This window comes from Bhargavaea massiliensis (genome assembly GCF_018390575.1).
GTDB classification, from domain to species: Bacteria; Bacillota; Bacilli; order Bacillales_A; family Planococcaceae; genus Bhargavaea; species Bhargavaea massiliensis.
Genome location: NZ_JAHBCJ010000003.1, coordinates 147,796 through 172,235, shown reverse-complemented (window position 1 = coordinate 172,235; position 24,440 = coordinate 147,796). Strand labels below are relative to the sequence as shown.

At 39.6% G+C, this 24,440-nt stretch carries 22 protein-coding genes; 1 reads left to right on the top strand and 21 read right to left on the bottom strand.

Translation table 11 applies throughout. The annotated features are described in order from the left end of the window. Positions 1–4 precede the first annotated feature (4 nt). The 20 genes from KHA84_RS05735 to KHA84_RS05640 form a co-directional block, all read right to left on the bottom strand. On the bottom strand, positions 5–1,453 hold the full coding sequence (locus KHA84_RS05735) for an oligosaccharide flippase family protein (protein WP_213422577.1): 1,449 nt from the start codon (positions 1,451–1,453) through the stop codon (positions 5–7). Continuing rightward, a complete protein-coding gene (locus tag KHA84_RS05730; RefSeq protein ID WP_213422576.1) occupies positions 1,450–1,968 on the bottom strand; it encodes an acyltransferase in 519 nt (172 codons plus the stop codon). Before KHA84_RS05730 ends, KHA84_RS05735 begins: the two co-directional genes overlap by 4 nt. Before the next feature lie 13 nt (positions 1,969–1,981). Next, the gene (locus tag KHA84_RS05725) at positions 1,982–3,133 is read right to left on the bottom strand and encodes a glycosyltransferase family 4 protein (RefSeq protein ID WP_213422575.1); all 1,152 of its coding nucleotides are present in this window, start codon (positions 3,131–3,133) and stop codon (positions 1,982–1,984) included. 18 nt (positions 3,134–3,151) lie between these two features. Beyond that, entirely contained in the window at positions 3,152–4,429 is a 1,278-nt protein-coding gene (locus KHA84_RS05720; protein ID WP_213422574.1) for an O-antigen ligase family protein, read from the bottom strand. Beyond that, positions 4,410–5,633 carry a glycosyltransferase gene (locus KHA84_RS05715; RefSeq protein WP_213422573.1) on the bottom strand — a complete coding sequence of 408 codons (1,224 nt, stop codon included), beginning with the start codon at positions 5,631–5,633 and terminating at the stop codon, positions 4,410–4,412. Before KHA84_RS05715 ends, KHA84_RS05720 begins: the two co-directional genes overlap by 20 nt. Before the next feature lie 40 nt (positions 5,634–5,673). Then, complete coding sequence (locus KHA84_RS05710) at positions 5,674–6,717, bottom strand: glycosyltransferase family 4 protein (RefSeq protein WP_213422572.1); 1,044 nt, start codon at positions 6,715–6,717, stop codon at positions 5,674–5,676. Positions 6,718–6,730: 13 nt separating this feature from the next. After that, the gene (locus KHA84_RS05705) at positions 6,731–8,050 is read right to left on the bottom strand and encodes a nucleotide sugar dehydrogenase (RefSeq protein WP_419465584.1); all 1,320 of its coding nucleotides are present in this window, start codon (positions 8,048–8,050) and stop codon (positions 6,731–6,733) included. A gap of 37 nt (positions 8,051–8,087) precedes the next feature. Beyond that, on the bottom strand, positions 8,088–9,254 hold the full coding sequence (locus KHA84_RS05700; RefSeq protein ID WP_213422570.1) for a nucleotide sugar dehydrogenase: 1,167 nt from the start codon (positions 9,252–9,254) through the stop codon (positions 8,088–8,090). A gap of 34 nt (positions 9,255–9,288) precedes the next feature. Next, a complete protein-coding gene (locus KHA84_RS05695) occupies positions 9,289–10,056 on the bottom strand; it encodes a glycosyltransferase family 2 protein (RefSeq protein WP_213422569.1) in 768 nt (255 codons plus the stop codon). 5 nt (positions 10,057–10,061) lie between these two features. Beyond that, positions 10,062–10,988, bottom strand: a complete 927-nt coding sequence (locus KHA84_RS05690) for a transketolase family protein (protein WP_213422568.1) — start codon at positions 10,986–10,988, stop codon at positions 10,062–10,064. Further along, positions 10,985–11,842, bottom strand: a complete 858-nt coding sequence (locus tag KHA84_RS05685) for a transketolase (protein ID WP_213422567.1) — start codon at positions 11,840–11,842, stop codon at positions 10,985–10,987. Before KHA84_RS05685 ends, KHA84_RS05690 begins: the two co-directional genes overlap by 4 nt. After that, positions 11,839–12,792: an aldo/keto reductase gene (locus KHA84_RS05680; protein ID WP_213422566.1), complete on the bottom strand. Its 954-nt coding sequence runs from the start codon at positions 12,790–12,792 to the stop codon at positions 11,839–11,841. Before KHA84_RS05680 ends, KHA84_RS05685 begins: the two co-directional genes overlap by 4 nt. Positions 12,793–12,807: 15 nt before the next feature. Further along, a complete protein-coding gene (locus tag KHA84_RS05675; protein ID WP_213422565.1) occupies positions 12,808–13,506 on the bottom strand; it encodes a sugar transferase in 699 nt (232 codons plus the stop codon). Between the two features lie 295 nt (positions 13,507–13,801). Beyond that, entirely contained in the window at positions 13,802–14,683 is an 882-nt protein-coding gene (galU, locus tag KHA84_RS05670) for a UTP--glucose-1-phosphate uridylyltransferase GalU (protein ID WP_213422564.1), read from the bottom strand. Between the two features lie 5 nt (positions 14,684–14,688). Beyond that, positions 14,689–16,413 carry a phospho-sugar mutase gene (locus KHA84_RS05665; RefSeq protein WP_213422774.1) on the bottom strand — a complete coding sequence of 575 codons (1,725 nt, stop codon included), beginning with the start codon at positions 16,411–16,413 and terminating at the stop codon, positions 14,689–14,691. Between the two features lie 35 nt (positions 16,414–16,448). Further along, positions 16,449–17,795 (bottom strand): glucose-6-phosphate isomerase, encoded by a 1,347-nt coding sequence (locus KHA84_RS05660; RefSeq protein WP_213422563.1) that lies wholly within the window; start codon positions 17,793–17,795, stop codon positions 16,449–16,451. Positions 17,796–17,823: 28 nt separating this feature from the next. Next, on the bottom strand, positions 17,824–19,656 hold the full coding sequence (locus KHA84_RS05655; RefSeq protein WP_213422562.1) for a polysaccharide biosynthesis protein: 1,833 nt from the start codon (positions 19,654–19,656) through the stop codon (positions 17,824–17,826). 102 nt (positions 19,657–19,758) lie between these two features. Then, positions 19,759–20,526 (bottom strand): tyrosine-protein phosphatase, encoded by a 768-nt coding sequence (locus KHA84_RS05650; RefSeq protein WP_213422561.1) that lies wholly within the window; start codon positions 20,524–20,526, stop codon positions 19,759–19,761. Positions 20,527–20,575: 49 nt separating this feature from the next. Next, a complete protein-coding gene (locus tag KHA84_RS05645) occupies positions 20,576–21,292 on the bottom strand; it encodes a CpsD/CapB family tyrosine-protein kinase (RefSeq protein WP_213422560.1) in 717 nt (238 codons plus the stop codon). A gap of 3 nt (positions 21,293–21,295) precedes the next feature. Continuing rightward, entirely contained in the window at positions 21,296–22,021 is a 726-nt protein-coding gene (locus tag KHA84_RS05640) for a YveK family protein (RefSeq protein ID WP_213422559.1), read from the bottom strand. Between the two features lie 174 nt (positions 22,022–22,195). Here KHA84_RS05640 and KHA84_RS05635 point away from each other — a divergent pair, with 174 nt between their 5' ends. Then, positions 22,196–23,017, top strand: coding sequence for an SGNH/GDSL hydrolase family protein (locus KHA84_RS05635; protein WP_213422558.1), 822 nt, complete (start codon positions 22,196–22,198; stop codon positions 23,015–23,017). 82 nt (positions 23,018–23,099) lie between these two features. Here the strand turns inward: KHA84_RS05635 and KHA84_RS05630 are convergent, their stop codons facing one another. Continuing rightward, positions 23,100–24,413, bottom strand: a complete 1,314-nt coding sequence (locus KHA84_RS05630; protein WP_213422557.1) for an O-antigen ligase family protein — start codon at positions 24,411–24,413, stop codon at positions 23,100–23,102. Positions 24,414–24,440: the final 27 nt, after the last annotated feature.

Below are 24,440 nucleotides of genomic sequence, written 5' to 3'. Positions count from 1 at the left end.
CCCCTTAATACTTAAACATTAATTTAAGTTCTTTTTTTGAAACCAATTTTAAACTTAGTAATAAAACTATAAAGCTTAGTAGCCCAAAAATTGCTGTTAATATAATTTTCATCAAGACGTTTTCTATCAATTCCTGAAATATGCTAAGTAGGAAAATAAATATTATTATCAAGAGTAAATACTTTAAAATTGTGCCAAACCTAATTTTAAAATAAAGACCCATTTTTTGAACCAAAATATATTTAAATATAAAAATGAAAATATAAGAAATTGAGGTGCCTATTGCAGCTCCCTCAATTCCGAATTTTGGGATAAATAGGAGATTTAATACTAAATTAATTAAAACAGCAGCTCCGCTGCAATATAAGATTTGATTTAACTTACCTGAAACCTGAATAAGAGGATCAAATGCTCGTGTTAAACCGTAACATACTGTACCAATTAATAATATTTTGAGTGGATTTATAGCTTCAATATAATCCTTTCCGAAATATAAAAGAACAAAATCATCTATTAGTACATACAATCCAATCGAACATAATAACATAAATAAAAATATGAATTTTACTGATCTTAAAGTTATATCAAAAATATCTTGGTGTTTATTCTCTTCCCATAGCTCAGCAATATTTGGTATCAATGCAGACTGAAAGGCTTTGGGCACCATCCACAATAGCTGAGATACAATAATTGCTGCTTTATAAATAGCAACCGCCTCGTAGTTTGAAAAATATTTAATAAGTAATATATCTGCATTGTATAATAATTGAGCAAATAAAGTCCCTATTACAATGAACCTTCCAAAAAATAATAATTCTTTTAAAATATCTTTGTGAAACCCCTTAGCACTTTGATTAAGCCCTATGCTTTCCTTAACATTTTTAATATTTATCCATAAAACTATAAACGGAATAATTAACCCAAAAACGAATCCGATTAGTAAACCACTAGCATTTGAAAAAATTAATGCAAAAAAAACAGCAAATGAATATTGTAAAAACAACATTAATACCCGTACTGTTTCTGATTTCTTTTGCATATGCATTCCAAATAAAAAAGAAGAATTATTTGAAATTGAAATATATAATAATAAATAAATAAAGATAATTAATGTTAACAATAAATCCTTTGTATATAAAAAATAAATGGTACATGTGATAAATAATAAAACAATTGATAAGTTTGAAATATATGATGAAGTTGCAATATACTTTTCTTTATCATTGCTATTTATATATTTTGGAGTAAACCTTCTTATTGCATCTGCTTGACCAAAGTTTATAATAATGAATAAAGTATTTATTACAACAAGCGTAGTGGAATATAGACCAAATTCACTCGGGGTAACTAACCTTACAATAATGGGAGTGGCAAGTAAGGATATTAATACTTGGCCCATGTTTCCTAAAAACACATACTTAAGAGCAGAAATTAAAGATTTGCTTCCTTTCATTTTAAATTACCTAAATATTTGTGTTTTAGGTAATACTTCCCCTCATTTTTGAGCCTTTCATACTTCTCAAGGTCTCTATATTTAAGGATTCGTGCAGGATTTCCCCCTACAATAGCCCCTTTGGGTACATTTTTAGTTATTACCGAGCCCATTGCCACAATTGCACCTTCTTCTATTTTTATACCAGGTAAGATCTTGGCATGAGCACCTATCCATACATTGTCTTCAATTTCTATTATTTTTTTTATTACTTTTTCATCATATGGAATATAAGTATCTGAATCATAATGATGATCTGCGGACCACACAAAAACTTCGGGACCAAAAACCACATTACTTCCAATTTTAATTCCACCATGCCCATTTAATCTACTTCCCCTATTGATATAAACGTGATTCCCAATTTTAATATTTTCATCATAATCTATATGAAAAGGTGGTTTAATAATAATATTTGTTCCTTGGTTGGTAATACGTTTCAAGGCCAAATATTTACGTATTCTTGAAAAAACCATAAAACAACACTCCTTAAATTCTAAAATCATGATGTGACTTATACATTTCTTTATGGCTTTGAGTATTTATCTCAACTGTAAATTTTTTATTAAATCGCTGAAAAAACCACTCTTTATCATCTTTTAATTTATCTCTATCCATGTTATAGAAAATAATCCTATCACAAAATGCTTCTACATCATTTTCCATTATGTTCTCTTCTTTTCCTATAACTTCCGGCAATCCCCCAGTATTACGTCCAATGACTACACACTTCCTACTCATTGCCTCAATTGCTGTTCTACCAAAAGATTCCTTATCTGAGGTTAAAACAAAAATATCAGCTAAATAGTAATATTTACTCATATTTTCCTGAGAAACATTATGAAACATTAAATGGTTAACACGGGAGTCTATTAGAGAGTTTTTTAAATCTTCGAATGCTCTCTCTTGTGTAATACCATTGGTCGATATTGCAAATATAAATAAGATATTTTTATTTTCCTTACTTAAATTTAAAACTATCTTTTTTGCAAGATCCCAATTTTTGTAGATACTCATTCTTCCTGAAAACATTACAGTTAATGTATTTCTTGGAATTTTAAATTGATCCCGAGTTTTAATTTCTATATCATCCTTATAAATTTCATAAGCTTCGCCAGCAGAATTTGGGATAACTCTTATATTGTTCTTACCTATTGTTTTAGCCCAAAAATTTGAGCTTAATTCTGTTAATGTAACTATCTGATTATATTGTAATTTTATTAACAAAACTGAAAGTAGTCTAAGCGGCCATCTATATGACTGCATATGTTCACGATCAGTATAGATTAATTTTGTATTACTAGGTAGGAACTTTAGGAAACTTAATAAACCTATTGCCCATGCTGCTTTTGGCATATGAACATGTAAAATATCTGGTTTTAATATTGAGATTTCTTTTTTCAATGAGTAGGCTAGTTTCAATGTTTTCATAGGGTTAAATATTAACGAAGGAAAAGTACCATTAAACTCGTTTAATTCTACTGTATTAATATTTTTTTCTAATTTATACTCTTTGTTTTGTGATGGCATTATAATTGTTATTAAATTATTATTCTTCGCAAACTCCTTCGCTATTAAACAGGTTGATATTGGAGCACCCCCATTTTCAGGATGTGAATCTATAATGTATACTATTTTCATATGTAATCCTTTCATAGTTCAATCTATATATCGTGAGAGTAATGGTAATACAAAAAAAGCTGAAAATAAAATTCCGTATGATTGAATTGGATTTAAAAAACCTAAAATAATAAATAATAAGGCAGAAAACACAAAGGCATTTTGAACATTAATGTTTTTCACTTTTATTTTTGTTTTTTTCAAATAAATTAGTATGAAAATAATAATTGGAGTTGCGCCCAATATCCCATAACGGCCAAAGTCATCAATAAACTGAGAATGGTTACCTATAAAGTTTGTACTTCCATCATGATAGTATGCACCAACCCCTAAGAGAGGGGATTCGAAGAAACTACTAATACTTTGTCTTAATAATGTTGCTCTAATCGTTGTGGATTGATAATTTGTTTCTCCATAAAGAAAGCTAATTATGCTTTCCAATTTGTATTGTGTCATTATTGATGGTGTTGTTTCCTTTATTGTCGTTAATATGAAAATTATAAATTCTAGCAATAAAGGAGATAAAAGTATTACCATAAGACCAAAAACAAAAAACATGAAATATACATTTGTTTTCTTTGGTAATAAAGATAGTAGAATAGCTAAAATGAGTAATAAATATGCAGTAGTAAAGTTTGATAATGCTATTACAATTAATGATAGTAGAACAATTGAGAACATAGTAGTTATAAATAGTAAGCTTTTCTTTTTAAGAGAGAACTTTAATCCTACAAATAATAAGGGAATTAATATAACTAAACCATATATAAAATCAAAGGCTGCTACATTTCGTTTTTCCAAATAGGAAATAACCTGAGGTGATGTAGAGGAACTAGTCATCAATCTTGCTACATTTAAATTATCTAGTAAATTATATATAGTTGTTATCGCTGTTGTTAAAAAACATAAAGTTATTACAGAAAGTATAATTTTTAATACTTTTTTGTCCCCATAATATGAATAGTAATAACCCATAAATGCAAAAAAGAAAAGAAATAGTGGATTTACAATCATTGAAAGCTTCATATTTCCATGATCAAAGACATAATACAAGAATATAATTATTAAATATATACTTCCTATTATACTTATTCCTAATAAATCCATGAACCATTTCCTGCTTATTAATAAACTACTTAATAGCCACACGCCGGCTATAAAAAAGAAAATTATTTTAAATCCACCTGTATTAGTGATACTCCTAAATATAGGAAGTACAGTCCAAACACATATATACAAACAACAAAACAAATTTATGTTATTAAGTAATTTTGTACTTGTATTTTTACTATTAAAATTAGGTCTTACTTCTTCCACTTCGCTTATCCTCCAGCGTTGCTCTTATATAATGTTTTACTTTATTGGGTAGAAGTGATTCAGTTAAAACTCTAAGTTCTAAATCTTTCTTTTTGCGTATTGCATTCTTAATTTGTTTATCGAGTTTATTTATATCTATATTACTGGAAACCGCATTTTCAAATATATCACAAATTTGTTCTTTACGATCCTTGATGTTTATATTCTTTTCTGCAAAATCTCTTGCACTAACTCTAAGTTCCTTTAATTTTGATACATTTTCACAGTAAAAAGTCATCGCTTCAATCAAAGACTTCTCGTTTACAAACGATTGTGGCCAATAATAACCGTCTTTACGGGACCTTAATAATGCAACATCAACTAGTTTACCATTCTCATTATTAATTATTTCGTTCATTGGGGCACAATCTGTTGTAATAACTGGTAAACCACAAGATAAAGCTTCATAGATAGTCAAACCTAAACCATCAAGTGTAGTAGGGTATACATAGACATCTCCCAAATGATATAAACCAGGAGGGGAAACCTCTTTTACAATAATTTCAATATTGTATTTTTTTGCTTCCTCTTCACTAATAATATGATCGATATTTATTTGCGAGTGAATGATCAGCTTTGAATTCATCTCATAAACTTTACCATTGATAAATGCATTAACAAGGGTATCTGTTCCTTTTCGTGCGGACATACCTACTGAGTGGAAAAAAGTTACTTGTTCTATTTCTTTTTTTTCCTGATATTTAAAAATGTCAATATTTGTTCCCCAAGGAACATAGTGTGCTCCTGGATGCCATTTAAAGACAGAAAAATGTCTTTTGGTATTACATATTAAAAAGTCATAAATGGTGTAATCTTTTACGGTTTCCTCAGTATAGTAATCAACATATGCACCCAATTTTATGTGTGGGAAATACTTCTTAGTTTGAAATACATTTATCATCTCACTCTGTTCATTAAATAGTATCGCATCTATGTTATTTTTTCTTATCCATTTAGAAAAATGTCTCCAATCAATTTCTGTTGTCCCTAATCTCAAGCCCCAAGTAACATAGTTTAGATCAAATTTGGGGTTTCCCTTTTCAAATTTCTCCCCACCCCTTGCATAAACAAAGATATTATGCTCACCTTCTAAAAGATCTATATAAGTCTTGGTGACATATGTTGCCCCTCGTTCTAACCATGTCGAAACAAATCCTATGTTCATACTGCCTCCACCTAATAATTTATTTTCTCGTTCATAAATTTTATGAGTTCATTTTATTCACTAATATTTTTATCGCATTACTCGGTGTATATTTAAAAGCTGTGTCAATACAATTCCTACGCATCACTTCAACCTCATCAGGATTTTTTTCGTAATAATTAAGAACATCAATTATAGAATCCACATCTTTAACCGGAAGGATGCGACCTGTATATTGGTCTTCAATCACCTCTGAATTATAGCGCCAATCTGTAGCGATAATTGGCAATCCCGATGCAAAGGCGTCAAGGGCAGTACCTGCAAAGCCCTCTCCTTTATAATATGTTGGAAATAATAACAGGAAATAGTCTTTTAAAGTATCAACCGTTTTACTATATGGGACCATTCCCTTATATTTTATATAACTTGGGGCTGAAGCAATGATATCTTGGAACTCTCTTTTATATTCTTCATCTATTTGTCCGTATATATCCAATGTATAAACTTCTTTACCGTATATTGAATTAGTTTTAATTACAGCGTTTATTGCATCTTCAATCCCCTTCTCTTTTAAAACTCTAGAAAATGTACATAGTTTAAAAGGTTTAGCATCATGGGAGGGTAGTTCATTAATGCTTAATATTTTTAGCCTTTTAAAGTTTGGCATAACAGATACGTTATCCAATCCTAACTCTTTTAATTTCTCTGCCATTGACTCGGTTTCTACAAAAATACAGTCAAAATGCTTTAGACCCCTTAATAAACTTTTATTATGCTTTAGAAATTCGGGAAGCCAGCCTCCTATAACTACGTAAAACATTTTTCTTTTGAAAACTTTATTTAGAAAAACGAATAATGGTACAAATATTTTCAGGCCATTTCTACCGGGAAGCATTACTACAGTCGTAGTCTTCCGAAAGATAGACAGACAATATCTTAATAGCCTAAAAGGACTAGCTTTCCAATTATATGTATCAACCGACATTACATTAGCTATGCCGAAATGATCTTGTAGTGCTTCTGTTAAGGTTTTAGTTTTTATTGTTTGACCATCTAACAATTCTCTTCCAATCGCAAAATGACCACATATTCCCACACGATGCATTTAAAAATCCTCCTTACAGCCTCCAATGAATATATCCTCTTTGTTCAGTATCCTCTCTATCTAATGTGCTTTTTATATCAATAATAACTTTCTCACTTTTATCGGAATCCCCAAACATCGTGTCTATCTGTTCCCAATTTAGATTTTTAATTTCATCATGAGCCACTGCAAATACAAGGCAATCAGCATCATTAACTTTTTCAATTTGGGTTAATTCAATATTATATTCCCTTTTCGCCTCTGTTTTATCAGCTTGTGGATCTACTACTATCGGCTTTATACCATACTCATTAAGTATCTTGATAATATCTATCACTTTAGAATTTCTTATATCAGGACAGTTTTCTTTAAATGTAATACCTAATATTACCACTTTAGCCTGTCTAACTACCTTATTTGCCAAAATTAATTTTTTTATAATTCCATCTGCTACAAATTCAGCCATTCCGTCATTAATTTTTCTGCCTGATAAGATAATTTGGCTATGATAACCTAACTTTTCAGCCTCATAAACGAAATAATATGGATCCACACCTATACAATGCCCCCCTACAAGCCCTGGGTAAAACTTAAGTGCATTCCATTTGGTATTCATTGCCTCAATAACATCCTTTGTATCTATGTTCATTCGGTCGAATACCATCGCAAGCTCATTCATAAAAGCAATATTAATATCTCTTTGGCTATTCTCTACAACTTTGGCAGCCTCAGCTACTTTTATAGAGCTAGCTCTATGAACTCCTGCCTCGATAACTAGTTCATATATGCCTGCAATTTCATCTAAGCTTTCAGTATCTATTCCTGAAACAATTTTAATGATTTTTTCCAGTGTGTGTACTTTATCTCCGGGATTAATACGCTCTGGGGAATAGCCAACTTTAAAATCTACTCCACACTTTAGCCCTGATTCCTTTTCCAGTATTGGGATACATATATCTTCTGTTACCCCTGGATAAACAGTAGATTCATAGATAACGATTGAACCTTCTGTTAAGTTACGACCTATAATAGCACTTGCACCTTCTACGGGAGTAAGGTCTGGTGTTTTGTCCAAATTTATTGGAGTGGGAACCGCAACAATGTGGACCTTTGCTTTTCTTAGGTCCTTTTCATTTGCGGTAAATTCTACAGTAGTTTGTTCAATTGCTTTATTTCCTACCTCATTAGTTGGATCAATACCTGATCTATATAATTCTATTTTCTTTTTATTTAAGTCAAAACCTATAACTTCAATTTTCTTTGCAAAGGCAACAGCAAGTGGCATACCAACGTACCCTAAACCAATTACGGCAAGCTTTTCCTTTTTTCTCATCAAATTTTCTAAAAGCATAATATGCCTCCAGTTTCTATTTACTTAAGTTTTTTAGTCTCTAGTCTCTACTATACAAGTCCCTAGTATATACTTTTTGTTTTACGATTTTTAAATCGTCAGACATCCGATTTGCAACAATTACATCACTAATATCCTTGAATTCTTCAATATCATTAATTACTCTTGAATTTAAAAATGACTTTTCTAGAAGTGCTGGCTCATATACAACAACTTCAATACCTTTAGCTTTAATCCGCTTCATAACACCTTGAATAGCTGATTGTCTAAAATTATCCGAATCCATTTTCATTGTCAGCCGATAAATACCAACAACCTTAGGATTCTTACTAATAATCATTTCAGCAATATGATCTTTTCTGGTCCTATTAGCATCAACAATGGCTGACATAATATTATTAGGTATATCTTCATAATTAGCTAATAGCTGTTTAGTATCTTTAGGAAGACAGTAACCACCATAGCCGAAGGAGGGATTATTATAATGACTCCCTATGCGTGGGTCCAATCCAACTCCGTCAATTATTTGCTTAGCATCTAATCCTCTTATTTCTGCATAAGAGTCAAGCTCATTAAAAAACGCCACTCTCATGGCAAGATATGTATTTGCAAATAGTTTAATGGCTTCAGCTTCAGTTGAATTAGTAAATAAAACAGGAATTTCTTCCTTTATGGCTCCTTGAAGTAACAAATCAGCAAATATCTTTGCTCTATTAGATTGTTCACCGACGATTATACGCGAAGGGTATAAATTATCGTACAAAGCTTTTCCTTCACGTAAAAATTCTGGAGAAAAAATAATATTCTCCGTTTCAAATTTCTCTTTTATTTTTTTGGTATATCCCACTGGGACTGTGGATTTAATAACCATTAATGCGTTTGGGTTAATTGATAAGACATTCGCAATAACTGCTTCAACAGTTCTGGTATTAAAGTGATTCTTCTCCGGATCATAATTTGTAGGTGTTGAGATAATTACATATTCCGCATCTTTATAAGCTTTATAATTATCGGTAGTTGCAATTAAATCAAGTTCTTTTGTAGCTAAATAATGTTCTATTTCGTTATCAACAATCGGAGACCTTTTATTATTAATAGCATCTACTTTTTGTTGATTAATATCTACTGCTATTATCTTGTTATGTTGGGCTAATAATATCGCATTAGATAATCCAACATAGCCTATTCCTGCAATGGTTATGTTCATATATCTTCCTCACATTACTAATTATTGAATAGTATTATAAATAATGTTTCTTAAATGCGTTCAATGCATAACAAACTGAATAATAACTTGCCTTTACTGAATTAATACCTTCGAATTCCGTCTGTATCTTCCAAACTTTTTTTATGTTCTTAATCTTATTTGAAGATAGCGAATTACTAACTTTTCTATATTTGACAAATACTTCATTAAGGCCATGTGCAATTAAACCATCACGCATCAACAATAACCAAGTGGCATAATCTTGTCCTGACCTTATTAATGGCATTTTAAAATCCCCTGTTATAGTGCGATCAATTACTACAGTCGAAGTAGCAATCATAGTATTCTTTAGTAAGAATTTATAATTAATCTTTTCTAGAACTTTTCTTTGACTTTTAAGCAAATTTTCATTCTCGTCAATCATCTCTATGGCTGTATAAGAGATCGCTGATTTTTTTTGTTTCATTAATTTTAATTGCTTATCTATTTTTTCTGGATACCATAAATCATCACTATCTAAAAAAGCTATATACCTACCCTTAGCCAGTTCTATAGCTTTATTTCTAGCAACGGCAGCTCCTGAATTTTTTTGTAGTCTATAATAGAAAACAATCTTATGGATTTCCGCATAATTCCTTAATAGTTGTTCAGAAGAATCATTTGAACAATCATCTACTACAATAATTTCAATTTGTTTGTATGTTTGTTCTAACGCTGAATCTATGGCTTTTAGAATGAACTTTTCGGAGTTGTACACCGGAATAACAATTGACACCAAATCATTAATATAATTATTCTTCATTATAATTACGCGTCCTTCTGATTCTCTAATACTTTTTCTGCAATTTGACTTGCACTCATTCCATATACACCTCTAAGATATTTCTGTGAGCCAACAATACTAGAGTACATATCATTTAATCCAACCTTTAGCACTCTTGCCTTTGTTCCTACTAACTCAGCCGTAACTTCCGATACAGCACTCCCAAACCCACCTACAACGTTATGCTCTTCAACTGTCACAATCAAATCAAAATTTTTAGCACATTCTTCAATTGTTAGTCTATCAATAGGCTTTACCGTCGGAAATGTATATAAAGCGGGGTTTATTCCCTCTTTAGATAGAATTTCACTTGCCTCCAATGCTTCGTCAAAAATAGCTCCTGTTGAAAAAATAGCAACCTTCTCTCCACCTTTAATTTTAATTGCTTTACCAATTTGAAAATCATCTATCTTATCATGAATACGTTTTTCTCCGCCTCTGCCAAGTCTCAGATAACAAGTACCTTTGTGGTTATAGATAGCTCTAGTAGCATGTTCAGCTTCAATCAAATCTCCTGGGGCAAGAACTGTAACATTAGGTAAGGCCCTAATTATTGATAAGTCTTCTGTAGCATGGTGACTCATCCCTAATGACCCATAAACAAATCCTCCACCTATACAAACAATTTTCACATTTGCATCATGATAAGCGCAGTCATTTCTTATTTGCTCAACAGCTCTTAAAGTTGGGAAGTTTCCAATAGAGTAGGTAAAAACAGTCTTCCCTTCTAAAGCCAGACCAGCTGCAAAACTTGTCATATTCTGTTCCGCTATACCGGCATTTGTAAATTGATCTGGCAACTGTTCCCAAAAGGGTTTTAATACACCAAAACCTAGATCTCCCGTTATAAGGTGTACATTTTTGTCTTCTTTTGCTATCTCAATTAAAGTCTTTACAAAGGTATCTCTCATGTTCTTTGGGCCTCCGATTCATAGATATCTGAAATACCTTTCGGCATTTGCTCTTTTAATTCAGCAATAGCCGAATCATACTCTTCACCTTCATGAGGGAATCGATAGTGCCAAAGTATATCGTTTTCCATAAATGAAATTCCTTTTCCTTTTATGGTATTAGCGATAATTACAGTTGGCTTTTCTTGTGAAGTAGTTGCTTGATAATATGCGTCCCTTAATTCATTATGGTTATGACCGTCAATATCAATAACATTCCAACCAAACGCTTTCCATTTATCTGAGAACGGTGATAATTCTATTGTATTTTCACAAAAATCTAAGCTTTGCATTTTATTATGATCAATAACTGCAATTAGATTGTTTAATCTATAATGGTTAGCCATTAATGCTGCTTCCCAAACCGATCCTTCATCACATTCACCGTCACCCAGGATAACGAACACGTTATGATTCTTTTTGTCTTTTTTTGCTCCATATGCCATACCTGCTGCAACTGATAATCCATGACCAAGAGATCCTGTAGAAAATTCAACGCCTGGAATTCCTTTGTGTGAAACATGACCAGATAATCTACTGCCGTCAGCATAGTGTGTCTTTAATTCCTGAACATCAAAAAATCCTTTTTCTGCTAGTGCGGCATATATTGCAGCACCTGCATGGCCCTTACTAAGAATTACCCTATCTCTTTCTGGCATTTTGGGATTATCCGGATCTATGTTAGCGATATCGTTATAAAGAACTGCAATAATATCTGTTACAGATAATATTGCACCTATATGTGATCCTCTTGAAATATGTGTCATTTCTATTCCATGTCTTCTGATTTTCCAAGCTAATTGCAAACTATTCATTGTACACCCTCCTTTTCCTCTGAAATTAATTTTAGTTTTTCAATTTGGTCTTTTGTTAAATTCCATTTTAATGCTTCGAGGTTTGATAAAAGTTGATTAGGGTTCTTTATTCCCGCCAACACAACTGAATTAGAGATATAATCTAGAATAAATCGTAAAGCAATTGAAGGAATTGTTTTTCCGGTCTGTTGTGAAATTTCTCTCAATACGCTCACAATTTCTAGATTTTTCTTAAGTTTTTCTCCATGGAAATTTACATAAATATCTCTTGAGCGTCGATCGTCAGAACCAAACTTCACATTACTATCATACTTTCCAGTTAATATTCCTTGTCCTAGACTCCCCCACGTTAATGGAGTTAGTTCTAGTTCTTTTGATAAATTAATTAGGTCTTTTTCATTTTTCCTACAGGCTAAACTATACTCATCTTGGAAACTCACAAACTTTCCAATATGTGATTTTAGCTCTGTTTTATCTTCTTCATGTATATTTGACAAACCATAGTAACGAATGTATCCCTTATTCTTTAAATCCTCCAACTTATAGAGGACTTCATTAATATTTGTTCTGTTGTCCCTATAGTGGATTTGATATAAGTCAATATAATCTGTTCCCAATCTTGTCATGCTCTCTTTTACAGCTTTTTCAATCCATTCTGGACTATTATCATAAAACGTTTTACCACCCTCAACACGTACACCAAATTTTGTAGCAATAACTACTTTATCTCTGTTACCTTTGATTGCTTTACCTAATACCTCTTCCGATTTGCCAAGACCATACGTATCAGCAGTATCAAAGAAATTCACACCATGTTCTATTGCAGTATGCACTGCGTTTTCGAGATTAATTTCTGATACATCTCCCCAACCATGCCCTCCCATAGGACATCCACCCATACACAGTCTTGAAACTTTTAAATCTGAATTTTTCAGAGTTAAATATTCCACAGAACACTCTCCCATTTATTTATTTGCAATATGATTAATTGCTTTTTTTATGACTTTATATGCAGTATAAAAGAATAAATAAACATCCGTTTTTATTGATACTGTTGCAGCATATTTAATTCGTAGTCTATTCTTCTTTTTTAGGACAAATTTCTCATAAATCTCATCAGCATTTTCTCCGCCAACTATTTCATCTAAATTAATAAATTCTATTGAACTATAGTCTGTTATTCCTGGCCTAACCTTTAATATAAGTTCTTCATCCCCATAATATTGAGAAGTATATTTGACTAATTCAGGTCTTGGGCCAATAAAACTCATTTCACCTTTAACAATATTAAAAAGTTGAGTGATTTCATCTAATTTTGTTTTCCGAAGGAAGTTCCCAATTTTCGTTATTCTAGGATCATTTAACGCTGTCGTTCCCCCACCTATTTTATCTGCTTCTTTGATCATCGTGCGAAACTTATAGATATGGAAACTTTTACCGTTTAATCCCCCTCGTTCAGCTTTATAAATAATAGGAAAACCAGTTTCAATGACTATTAATAATGCCACAATTAAATAAACAGGAAGTAAAATTATCAAAAAAAATATTGCTAAAATAAAATCAAGTATTCTCTTTATATATTTATTATAGATACCGCTATAAGCCTTTATTCCTTCAAGTTTAAAAGTGTCAACCTCGCCATTTTTTATAGGTGCAGATTTCATTCTAAAACTCCTTACTACTAGTTGTCTTTAGTAGAGTAGGACTTAACTGGAATATTCGTTCCAATCAACTACTAAGCCACTAATAATTCGGAGAGGCGATTGAAAGCATAGCTATTAAAATTGAGAGCACGACTAAGATTTCCTGTAGCTTCAACCTCACATCAATCGCCTCCTTCATTATTGTTATGGGACAGCTAACCCTCTTCACACATCCTTGAAAAATTGCGCATCTAAGGTGTTCCACGCACAGTATGCCCAATGATAAATGGTGAGAAGCGTCACTACTCGTTCAACTTTACTTCGGTCCTAGTTGCTCTGTTACTTTATCAGCCATAAAATCAAGCAATTGCTTTCGAATTTCTTCGTTCTGCAAGGCGAATTCGATCGTCGTTGTGATAAAGCCCAGTTTCTCCCCGACATCGTATCGCTTGCCTTCAAAGTCATAGGCGAAGACTCTCTGAATCTGGTTGAGCTGTTGAATGGCGTCTGTCAGTTGGATCTCGCCGCCTGCGCCGGTTTCCTGTTTGTCTAGGAAACGGAAGATTTCAGGCGTCAGCACATAACGTCCCATGATCGCCAGGTTGGATGGCGCGGTTCCTTTTGCTGGTTTTTCAACAAATGTATCTACCGCGTATCGCCTTCCCGTCTTTGTGGCCGGCTTAATAATGCCGTAACGATGGGTCTCGTCATCAGGAACCGTCTGGACTCCGATGACTGAGGCATGGGTTTCCTCGTATTGGTCCATCAGCTGTTTGAGACCTGGAGTGTCACTTTGGACTATATCGTCTCCCAAGAGCACTGCAAATGGTTCATTACCGACAAACTTACGCGCACACCAGACGGCATGACCCAAGCCCTTTGGCTCTTTCTGGCGGATATAGTGGATGTCCACATTCGAAGAATGACGTACTTTTTCCAAAAGATCTAGTTTCCCTTTTTCTTCGAGATTGGTTTCAAGCTCAAGGTTGTTATCGAAATGGTCTTCGATCGACCTTTTGCCTTTACCTGTGACAATAATGATGTCTTCAATGCCAGAGGCTATCGCTTCATCCACGATATACTGAATGGTTGGCTTATCCACAATCGGCAACATTTCCTTCGGCATCGCTTTGGTTGCCGGGAGAAAACGGGTACCGAGCCCTGCTGCGGGGATGATGGCCTTTTTAACTTTTTGCATGTCCATTACGCTCCTTTGACTGCTGCTCTTTCCAGAATAGTTTCTACCAGAGCGCTTATTCTCTCTGCTGCTATTGCACTGTCTTCTGCCTTCACACCATAATAGAACTTGATTTTCGGCTCCGTTCCGGATGGACGGATACAGATCCAGGAGCCGTCTTCCAATATGTATTTGATTACATTTGAATTTGGAAGTACGAGCATGGTTTGTTGACTTGTTCTGACATCAATTTTCTTTCCGGTCTGGTAATCTTCTATGGTTAATACATTTACGCCATTAATGGTTTTTGGTGGTTCGGCCCTGAAGCTCCCAAGAATCGAACGGATTTGTTCAGCTCCGTCTTTGCCCTCTAATTTAAGCGAGCGAGTGGTTTCTTTGTGATAACCAACCGTGTTGAAGATTTCGATCAATACCTCATATAATGACAATCCTTCATTCGTGTAGTGACTCGCTGCTTCCGCAAGGAGAACCGCCGCTTGGATGGCGTCTTTATCGCGAACAAAGTCACCGGCCAGGAACCCATAGCTCTCTTCATAGCCGAAGAGGAAAGTCTTATTGTTCGTTTTTTCAAACTCCTGGATCTTCTCAGCAATGAACTTGAATCCTGTCAAAGTATCGATCGTGTCTATCCCGTATCGGGAAGCGATGGCACGGGCCATTTCGGTCGTGACAATAGTTTTCATGATGACTCCGTTTTCTGGGAGCATGTTTTTCTGTTGCTTCTGGTCTAAGATGTATTCGATCAGGATGGCGCCTATCTGATTGCCGGTCAGGAGAATGTATTCTCCTTCCTGGTTTCGCACGGCAATTCCGAGCCGATCTGCATCGGGATCAGTTGCAAGAAGAATGTCGGCGTTCACTTTTTTGCCAGTTTCAATTGCAAGACGGAAAGCCTCCGGTTCTTCCGGGTTTGGTGAAGGGGCTGTGGTGAACTCAGGATCCGGTATACTTTGTTCTTCGACATAAGTGACATTCCGGTAACCCAATGTATCGAATGCCTTTTTCGCCATCAGGGTGCCGGTGCCATGAAGCCCCGTGAACACAATGGAAAGTTCCGACTGAGCTGCTTCAGGATTCAGTTGAATCATCTTTAATTTTTCCAGGTAAGCCTGGTCTACGTCATTGCCAATCCAGGTAAGAAGTTTATTCAGCCCCTCTTCTGAAATAGTTTCAATCGTGATTTCAGATTCGGCTTGATCCATGTAACCTACAATGAGATCCGCCGCTTCAGGAGGCAGCTGTGCGCCGTCATCACCGTACATTTTCAGTCCGTTGTATTCCGGCGGGTTGTGGCTGGCCGTAATCATGACGCCCGCGACCGCACTTAGATGGCGAACGGCAAAGGACAAGAGAGGCGTTGGTCGAAGGGACTCATACACAAATGACCGGATGCCAAACGCGCCTAGCGTTTTCGCTACTTCTAGTGCGAACTCTTGTGATTGGTGACGGGAGTCATACGCAATGGCTACCCCGCACTGTTTTGCTCCTTCACCTTGGCTCTCGATGAATGCACCTAAGCCGTAAGCCGCTTTCCGTACGGTATAGATATTCATCCGATTAGTGCCGGGTCCGAGGATGCCTCTCATACCACCTGTGCCGAATTCCAGGTTTTTATAGAAGCTGTCTTCAAGCTTCCGCTCATCTTGTTGGATGTCGGACAGCTGTTCTCTCAGAGGGTCGTTCGCAGGTAGTTGTTGCAGCCATTGTTCGTATTTTTCTCTCCATAACATCGCCATCTGATCCTTTCAAGTCCATCGTTTATCTATTACTTACGAATTGCAGCTCTCGCTTCTTCTTTCACTCCATAGCCAGGCTTGCCCAGCAAATTGAACATATTTGTCTTATATTGTTCAACACCAGGCTGGTCGAATGGGTTCACACCAAACAAGTAGGCACTCATCGCACAGGCTTTCTCAAAGAAATAGACAAGATAGCCGAAAGAGTAGGCATCGAGTCTCGGAATCCTGAACACAAGTCCCGGAACGTCCCCTTCTGTATGGGCCTGTAGAGCGCCTTCGAACGCTTTGTCGTTTACATGGTCGACTGTCTTGCCCGCGAGATAGTTCAAGCCGTCCAGATTGTCTTCTTCGTAATCGATTCGGATGTCCATTTCGGGCTCTTCTACTTTCAAGATTGTCTCGAAAAGGTTCCGCTGGCCTTCCTGGATATACTGACCAAAAGAATGGAGGTCAGTTGAAAAATTGGCAGATGCCGGGAAGATTCCGCGGCGAGCCTTTCCTTCACTTTCTCCAAAGAGCTGCTTCCACCATTCTGCGAATGAGTGGAGGTTCGGTTCGTAGGTAACGAACATCTCAATCGCCATTCCCTTTTGAAAGAGGATGTTGCGAGTTACTGCATATTGGTAGGCTGCATTCTCTTCAACATTGGGGTTATCCAGTTCCTTCATAGCTTGGTGAGCACCCTGTAGGATTGCTTTAATGTCAATTCCACTTGCTGCAATCGGTAGAAGACCAACGGCTGTGAGCACTGAGTAGCGCCCTCCAATGTCGTCTGGAACTGTGAACGTCTCATAGCCTTCCTTGTCTGCCAGTTGCTTGAGTGCACCTTTTTCTTTATCGGTTGTCGCATAGATTCGCTTCCGCGCCTCTTCTTTACCGTATTTCTCCTCGAGAAGCTTCCGGAAAATGCGGAAAGCAATTGCCGGTTCGGTAGTTGTTCCTGACTTGGAAATGACATTGATCGAGAAGTCCTTGTCTTCCAGCAATTCCATCAGATGAGCCATGTATGTAGAGCTCAGGTTATGTCCTACAAATAGCACTTGTGGAGCATTTCGTTTTTCTTTCGGAAGCAGGTTGTGGAAGTGGTGATTCAACATCTCAATTGCTGCACGGGCACCGAGATATGAACCGCCGACACCGATAACAAGCAGGACATCACTTGTCTCACTGATCGTCTTGGCGGCTTGTTGGATTCGAGTAAACTCTTCTCGGTCGTAGTTCTCCGGCAGGTCTAGCCATCCAAGATATTCGGCGTGTGTGCTTTTGGCATGCATCTCCTCATGGATGGATGCCACCGTCTGGTGCAGGAATGAGATTTTATAGTTTCCGAAGAATGGACTGAGATGAGAATAATCAAATTGAAGATGTGCCAACTCTTCGCCTCCGGTTTCATTTCATAGTTTAAGCTGTGGTGAGCGATTTTTCCGGCGATTCCGGAACTTTCCTGTTCGCGAGGGAAACCAATGTGTTTCTCAGTTCGTCCTCTTTCATATCAAGGAGCTTGTCCAAGATATATTGTTGTTCAGAACTGCCGATCGGCGTAGCACGTCCGATATGAATTTTTGGAAAGACCTGCTCTTGTTGGATTTCGGATGGGTCGAGCAGTTCTTCATAGAGTTTCTCGCCCGGCCGCATGCCAGAGTAGGTGATCCCAATCTCTTCTACCTCGTAGCCAGAAAGCTTTATGAGATTTTTAGCTAGATCAACGATTTTCACTGGATCACCCATGTCGAGAACGAATACTTCTCCGCCGTTCGCAAGAGTACCAGCTTGGATGACGAGCCGGGAAGCTTCTGGAATCGTCATGAAGTAACGGGTCATGCGTTCGTCAGTGACGGTGATAGGACCACCTGCTGCAATCTGCTTTTTAAAAAGCGGAACGACAGATCCTCTTGATCCAAGGACGTTACCAAACCGCACAGCCGCGAATTTCGTTTTGCTTGATTTAGCAAGATTCTGAACCACCATCTCGGCGAAGCGTTTGGTTGCGCCCATGACATTCGGCGGGTTGACTGCTTTGTCGGTAGATACGAGGACGAAATGACCAACGCCGAACGTGTGGGCAGCTTCAGCCACGTTCTTTGTGCCAAATATATTATTCTTTACTGCTTCGAACGGGTTCGCCTCCATGAGTGGAACGTGCTTATGGGCAGCGGCATGATAAATGACATCAGGGGCGTGTTCGGAAACTGTGTCGAAAATTCGTGTGCGGTCCTGTACGTCGGCAATTACCGGAATAATTTCCGTTTCTGATTGGTTGAGCCCTCTAAGTTCTCTGTCAATCAGGTAAATTGAGTTCTCTCCGTGGCCTAGAAGGACCAGTTTATCCGGCTTAAACTTCATAACCTGGCGGCAGATTTCTGATCCAATTGATCCACCTGCCCCTGTGACAAGAATGGTTTTATGTTGAAGCTTTTCAGCGATCGCTTTCATATCTAGTTCAACTTCCTCACGGCCGAGGAGGTCTTCGATCTTTACGTCACGGATGTCATTCACAGACACCTTGCCTGTCATGACGTCTTCAATCCGTGGGATCGTTTGGGTTCTTGCGCCGGTCTCGACACAGACTTTAGTAAGGTCCGCCATCTCCGCCTTGGACATGGATGGAATCGCGATGATAATGTTTTCGATGTTGTGGGCTTTGACGAGGCGGGGAATGTCTTTTGCACCACCGGCCACATTCACTCCGTAGATATCGAGGTGCTGCTTCGTCTTGTCGTCATCGACGAACAGGACAGGCATCAGGCCGTTCTGAGGGTTTTGCTTCATCTGCCGGACGACCATCGTGCCGGCTTGCCCTGCACCGACCACCATCGTTCGCCTTCCGCCGAGCTTCAGACGTTTCGTAATGGAATCGCGGTACACTCTCCACATAAACCGGGAACCTCCGATAAGGAGCATATGTAGCATCCAGGTAATTGCAAGAGCACGTACATAGACCTGGCCTAGTCCGACAAACTGGACGACCGCAATGGCTGCGATTGAGATGGTTACCGCCTTAAAAATCGCTTTCAGTTCACCGACTGAAGCATACGCCCATGCCTTCTTGTATAGACCATAGAAAGCGGCAGTTAAATGATGAGCGATAAAGATCGTCAGTGCGCTGATCAGCAGTGTTTTGGATTGAATCACATTCATATTCGGATTCAGAATAAGGAAGCTGACATAGATTGAGAAAAAGACAATGCAGGAGTCGATGAAACTTAAAAGCACCAGACGTTTGGGATGAGTCACACACCTAACTCCTTTCTGACATTTGCGAGACTATTCTACCGGTGACTATTATACTATCTCCTACATATAATTGGAACCTTTAGTCCGGCAAATTTTGACACCTTATCCGAAGATAAACCATTTTTTCTTCACTTTTGGGTCTTCGGGCTCCAGTAATACCGGATCGCGCTTCTCCAAAATCCGTGCGTTGTTCTCCAGCATGATGTCGACCATGTCGGCACGGCCCTTTTTCTCCAAGAAGGAAAGACCCTCATCAAAATGGAAGCCGCGCTTATCGGTGTTATGAGCGTCCGATCCGTAGAAATGGACGAGATGGGCATCAATCAGTGTGAGTGCGGCATCCTTAATTCGTGAGCCGAATGTGCCGCACACTGCGCCTGCAGTTACTTGTGCCAAGGCACCGTGGTTAACGAGTCTGTACAACCGTTGTGGCTTTTCAACAATCGCTTTATTGCGTTCCGGGTGGGCGATGACAGGAATCAGTCCGCGGTTCATCAGATCTTGGATAATGCCGACCGTATAGTCCGGGACACCTTGGCTCGGGAGCTCCAGCATCACAAATTTGGACCCGGCAAGCGTCAGAACATCACCGGCATCCAGGCGCTCAGGAAGAGTGGCGTTAAGCCGGACTTCGTGGCCTGTATGGAGTTTTATGTTTATGCCTTCCATACGGGCCGCTTCTCGCAGCTGAGCAACACCGTCATAGACACTGTTGGCGCCAACATGAAATTGTGGATGACAAACATGGGAAGTTGCAATGATTTCGGTAATGCCTTCTTCGGTAGCCTGGCGCAGCATATTAAGAGAGCCAGATAGTTCTTCAGGTCCATCGTCAACACCGAACAGAATATGTGTATGCATATCGATCATAGGGCTTACTTCCTTTCCTGAACGCTCAAAAGAGTAAGAGGCAGGCCTCTTACTCTTCTGTTCCGTAATACTGATAATAGTAGTGGTCGTTATCCAATTTAAAGTTATTCATGACTGCTCCGAGGATGCGGGCCTGTGCTTTCCCAAGCAGCTCTTTTGCTTTGTCTACGTTGTCTTTCTCCGTAACGCCGGTATTGACGACAAGAAGCGTCCCGTCGACTTTGTTCGCCAGGATCTGGGCGTCCGTCACCGAAAGAACGGGCGGTGCGTCAAAGACGATCAGGTCGTATTGCTGGGCCATTTCGTTCATGAGGACGGTCATCGACCTCGAGCCGAGCAGTTCTGCCGGGTTCGGCGGGATCGGACCGCTTGTCAGGATATGGAGGTTCGGGGAAATTTCCGATTCCCGGATGACCTCCCCTGCCAGCCTCTGCTGGGTAAGGACACTCGACAGGCCGGCCGCATTGGTCAGGCTGAATGTGTATTGGACGGTCGGCTTTCGCATGTCCGCATCGATGAACAGCACCCGCTTGCCGTCCTGCGCAAACAGGGTGGCGAGGTTCGCCGACACCGTCGATTTCCCATCACCCGGAAGTGCAGACGTCACCAAAATAGTTTTAAGTTCCTTGTCTACTGCAGAAAACGTGATGTTTGAACGGAGCGTGCGGAACTGTTCGGAGACGACCGATCGGGGGTTCGCCGAGACAACGAGTTTACGCGCGCGCTGCTCCAGTTGCTTTTTGGATGATTGTTTTTTTCTCGCCATCGATTAACCCCTCCTTCTCCTCGTTCGGACGACATTCGCCACATTGACATCGGAATCAGGAATTGGACTGATCATTCCAATGACCGGCAAGCCTGTCAATTCCTCGATGTCATCTTCTGTCTTCACTGTCGTATCCAGATATTCCAGAAGGAACGCAATGCCTATGCCTAGCATCAGCCCGATGACCGCTCCGATTGCCATATTCAGCATCGGATCAGGCTTGACCGGTGATGGGTTCGCCGGCATGACGGCAGGTGACAGGATGTTGACGTTATCCACGTTCATCAGCTGAGGGATCTCCTGTTCGAAGACCGTTGCGATTGTGTTCGCAATCTCAACCGCCTGCTTCTGGTTCGGATCCTGGACGCTCACAGTCACTACTTGAGAGTTCTGTTCACTGTTTACAGTAACTTTCTCGTTCAGAGAGCCTGCCGTCTCATCAAGCCCGAGTTCCTCGATCACTTTGTTCAGGATCGCCGGGCTTTTGATGACGACGTTGTATGTATTAATTAATTGGAGGTTTGTCTGGATATCCTGCGACGTGAACGCTTCAGATTGCCGCTCCGTCTGATTGACCAAAATCTGCGTGGATGCCTGATAGATCGGCGTCATCACGAGGAAACTGATGACTCCGGCAATGGTAGCTGCAATGACCGTGCTCATGACAATCAGCCAGAGCCGCTTGCGCAGCGTCTTAAACAAGTCCTGAAGACTGATGGTTTCTTCCATTCTCACTTGTGCCCCTTTATCATTCTTTCGTCTATAAATTGCCTATAACTTCCTCAGTATATCATGCTTATCTCACAAATTGTGACAATAATTTCACCTATCTGCTAAAATGTTATAGAACTCATGCTTTTTTACATTCTGTTAACAAATTGGCGAAAGGAGGATCCAGCTTTTATGAAGAAAGGACTTGCCACCGTGCTGGTTCTGATTGCCTGTGTCTTAGTTCTCGCAATCAGCTACCTGTCCTGGAATGCAAAAGTTGAAGAAGCAGCCGCCGAACCGGCAAACCGGCCGATCAAGCAAGAGCAAGCGGCAAAGAAAACTGCTGGCCAGGCTGCGGATCCTGAAAAAGAAAAACCCGCAGAGAAAGTGGCGGCTCCGTCAGGGGAGGAACTCTCAAGTCTGACAGCCAACCTGCCGGAAAGCACGGTTGAGATGCTCATGAGCCGTTTAGATGCCGGCGAGCCGGTCCAGTTGCTCGCTGTCGGAAGCAGCTCATTCGAAGCACCGGCCAATCAGCTGGCTGACGCGCTGGGTGAGGCATATGGAGGTTGGATCGAAACTGATGTCCTGACGTTCGCCGGGACATCGGATACCTTCCTGAGCAAAGGAGTCGGCGAGATTGACTGGGACAAAGGGTATGACCTGGTTGTCTACGAGCCGTTTACGCTCTCCAACAATGGCCTTGTCACCATTGATGACGAACGGGAAGATGCCCTTGAATTGCGAGGCCGTGTTGTTGAGGAAGTCAAAGATGCCACCTTCTTTATCACACCGCCACAGCCAATCCATCAGCCCAATTACTACATGACCCAAATCAATGCTCTTCGGGAGTTTGTAGAGGCAAGGGACATCCCGTTTATCGATCACTGGGATCAGTGGCCGGACGTGGACTCGGAAGATATTCTTGACTATGTGGATGATGAGTATGAGCCGACCGACAAAGGCGTCGAGGCTTGGGCTAACAGTTTGAAGGAGTACTTTATCGCATCTTGATATGAAAAAGAAGCTGCCACCCGTTTGTCTCGGGCGGCAGCTTCTTTTAGGTAATCACTCGTGTTACATAGGTAACCACTCGTCATCCAGCTGATCTGGTATCGAATCCCCTAAGGAGGAGCGCAGTCAAGAAGATGAACAAGTAATGGATTGGATGGACTCTGAACAACTGGTCCTCGACAATTTGGTGCGTCAACAGGGCGACAAGGAATGCAGCAATGAACAGCACAGCAGAAGGCTCTTCACCGCTCCGCAGTCGCCATACAACCAAAACGGCTAGCATGCCAAGGAACAGAAAAAACAGATGCAGACCAACAAAGCCGGTTTCCGCAAGCAGCTTTAGATAGAAACTGTGCGGCCCGATTCCGATGCCCGCCTCTTTCAGGACTGTGCCCGACATACCAAATCCAGTGCCAATCACAGGATGCTCCTGTGCAACCTGAAGGATATATGACCATGCAGTCTCCCGCCCGTTAAGTCCGCTGCCGACCCTGGTCGACACCCGCTCCGCAGCCGACCATCCGACAAGCAGCACAGCTCCAAGCGGGATGATAGAAATCAGCAATCGGTTTTTCCAAAGCTTCGGCCTTTGCGGAGCCCCTTTCGTCAACGCCAGATAAAACACGACGGACGCGGCAAGCGCAACCATCGATCCTCTTGACTCCGTAAGGAGTAACACTCCAGCATTTAGAATTACCGCAGTAACGAACAGCCAGGTTCTGACAACACGCTCCCGCTTAAGATAAAGCAGAGCCAGCAGTGCGAAGAACACCCAGATGCCGAGTGTATTCGGATTGTGCGTCAAGCCCGTGAGCCGTGGTCCCATATGGCGCTGATCCATCACAATTGACCCGACTTCCACAGCCAACCAGCGCCCCGCCTCTACCGTCCGGTCACCAAATGCCCAACCAACGAGCGTGTACAGCGCATGTGCAGTGCCCGCTGCGGCGAGGATCGCCATGACGGCGGTCAGCAACAGCTTCGGACGGCGGGCGTAGAGCACTGCCAACAGAAGCGCCAATGTCGGGAAGAGGATCTTGAGGTAATATTGCAGTGAAAACTCCGGATCAGCCGCGATCAGTGTGCTGATATACCCCCAGGCAAACAGCAGGATCAGCGGCACTTCCGCCCGGGCAACAAATGGCCGGTCCGGCGCAGCCTCCGCCATCGGCTTCAGCAAAAACAACAGCCCGCCGACCATTACTGTACCGATCAGGAAAGACGAACTGAACATGCCGAACGTCTGGAGCATAATCAAAGCGAACAGCAAGATAATGAATGGATCGATGGCCAGTTTCCTTTTGCACCGCTCGGACGAAGGATCGGTTATCGGAGTTTCATTTGGGTTTGTACTGTTTAGTTCGGGGCTTTCACTCATTTTCGGGTTATTGGACATACTCATTCCCTTCCTGATGACGTCCCA

What these genes read in the sequence shown, in the direction of transcription:
- KHA84_RS05685 (WP_213422567.1), bottom strand. Translation starts at nt 11,842, where the DNA reads ATGAATAGTTTGCAATTAGCTTGGAAAATCAGAAGACATGGAATAGAA.
- KHA84_RS05665 (WP_213422774.1), bottom strand. Translation starts at nt 16,413, where the DNA reads ATGTTATGGAGAGAAAAATACGAACAATGGCTGCAACAACTACCTGCG.
- KHA84_RS05725 (WP_213422575.1), bottom strand. Translation starts at nt 3,133, where the DNA reads ATGAAAATAGTATACATTATAGATTCACATCCTGAAAATGGGGGTGCT.
- KHA84_RS05675 (WP_213422565.1), bottom strand. Translation starts at nt 13,506, where the DNA reads ATGAAATCTGCACCTATAAAAAATGGCGAGGTTGACACTTTTAAACTT.
- KHA84_RS05650 (WP_213422561.1), bottom strand. Translation starts at nt 20,526, where the DNA reads ATGATCGATATGCATACACATATTCTGTTCGGTGTTGACGATGGACCT.
- KHA84_RS05735 (WP_213422577.1), bottom strand. Translation starts at nt 1,453, where the DNA reads ATGAAAGGAAGCAAATCTTTAATTTCTGCTCTTAAGTATGTGTTTTTA.
- galU (WP_213422564.1), bottom strand. Translation starts at nt 14,683, where the DNA reads ATGCAAAAAGTTAAAAAGGCCATCATCCCCGCAGCAGGGCTCGGTACC.
- KHA84_RS05690 (WP_213422568.1), bottom strand. Translation starts at nt 10,988, where the DNA reads ATGAGAGATACCTTTGTAAAGACTTTAATTGAGATAGCAAAAGAAGAC.
- KHA84_RS05635 (WP_213422558.1), top strand. Translation starts at nt 22,196, where the DNA reads ATGAAGAAAGGACTTGCCACCGTGCTGGTTCTGATTGCCTGTGTCTTA.
- KHA84_RS05645 (WP_213422560.1), bottom strand. Translation starts at nt 21,292, where the DNA reads ATGGCGAGAAAAAAACAATCATCCAAAAAGCAACTGGAGCAGCGCGCG.
- KHA84_RS05630 (WP_213422557.1), bottom strand. Translation starts at nt 24,413, where the DNA reads ATGTCCAATAACCCGAAAATGAGTGAAAGCCCCGAACTAAACAGTACA.
- KHA84_RS05695 (WP_213422569.1), bottom strand. Translation starts at nt 10,056, where the DNA reads ATGAAGAATAATTATATTAATGATTTGGTGTCAATTGTTATTCCGGTG.
- KHA84_RS05730 (WP_213422576.1), bottom strand. Translation starts at nt 1,968, where the DNA reads ATGGTTTTTTCAAGAATACGTAAATATTTGGCCTTGAAACGTATTACC.
- KHA84_RS05640 (WP_213422559.1), bottom strand. Translation starts at nt 22,021, where the DNA reads ATGGAAGAAACCATCAGTCTTCAGGACTTGTTTAAGACGCTGCGCAAG.
- KHA84_RS05715 (WP_213422573.1), bottom strand. Translation starts at nt 5,633, where the DNA reads ATGAACATAGGATTTGTTTCGACATGGTTAGAACGAGGGGCAACATAT.
- KHA84_RS05700 (WP_213422570.1), bottom strand. Translation starts at nt 9,254, where the DNA reads ATGAACATAACCATTGCAGGAATAGGCTATGTTGGATTATCTAATGCG.
- KHA84_RS05710 (WP_213422572.1), bottom strand. Translation starts at nt 6,717, where the DNA reads ATGCATCGTGTGGGAATATGTGGTCATTTTGCGATTGGAAGAGAATTG.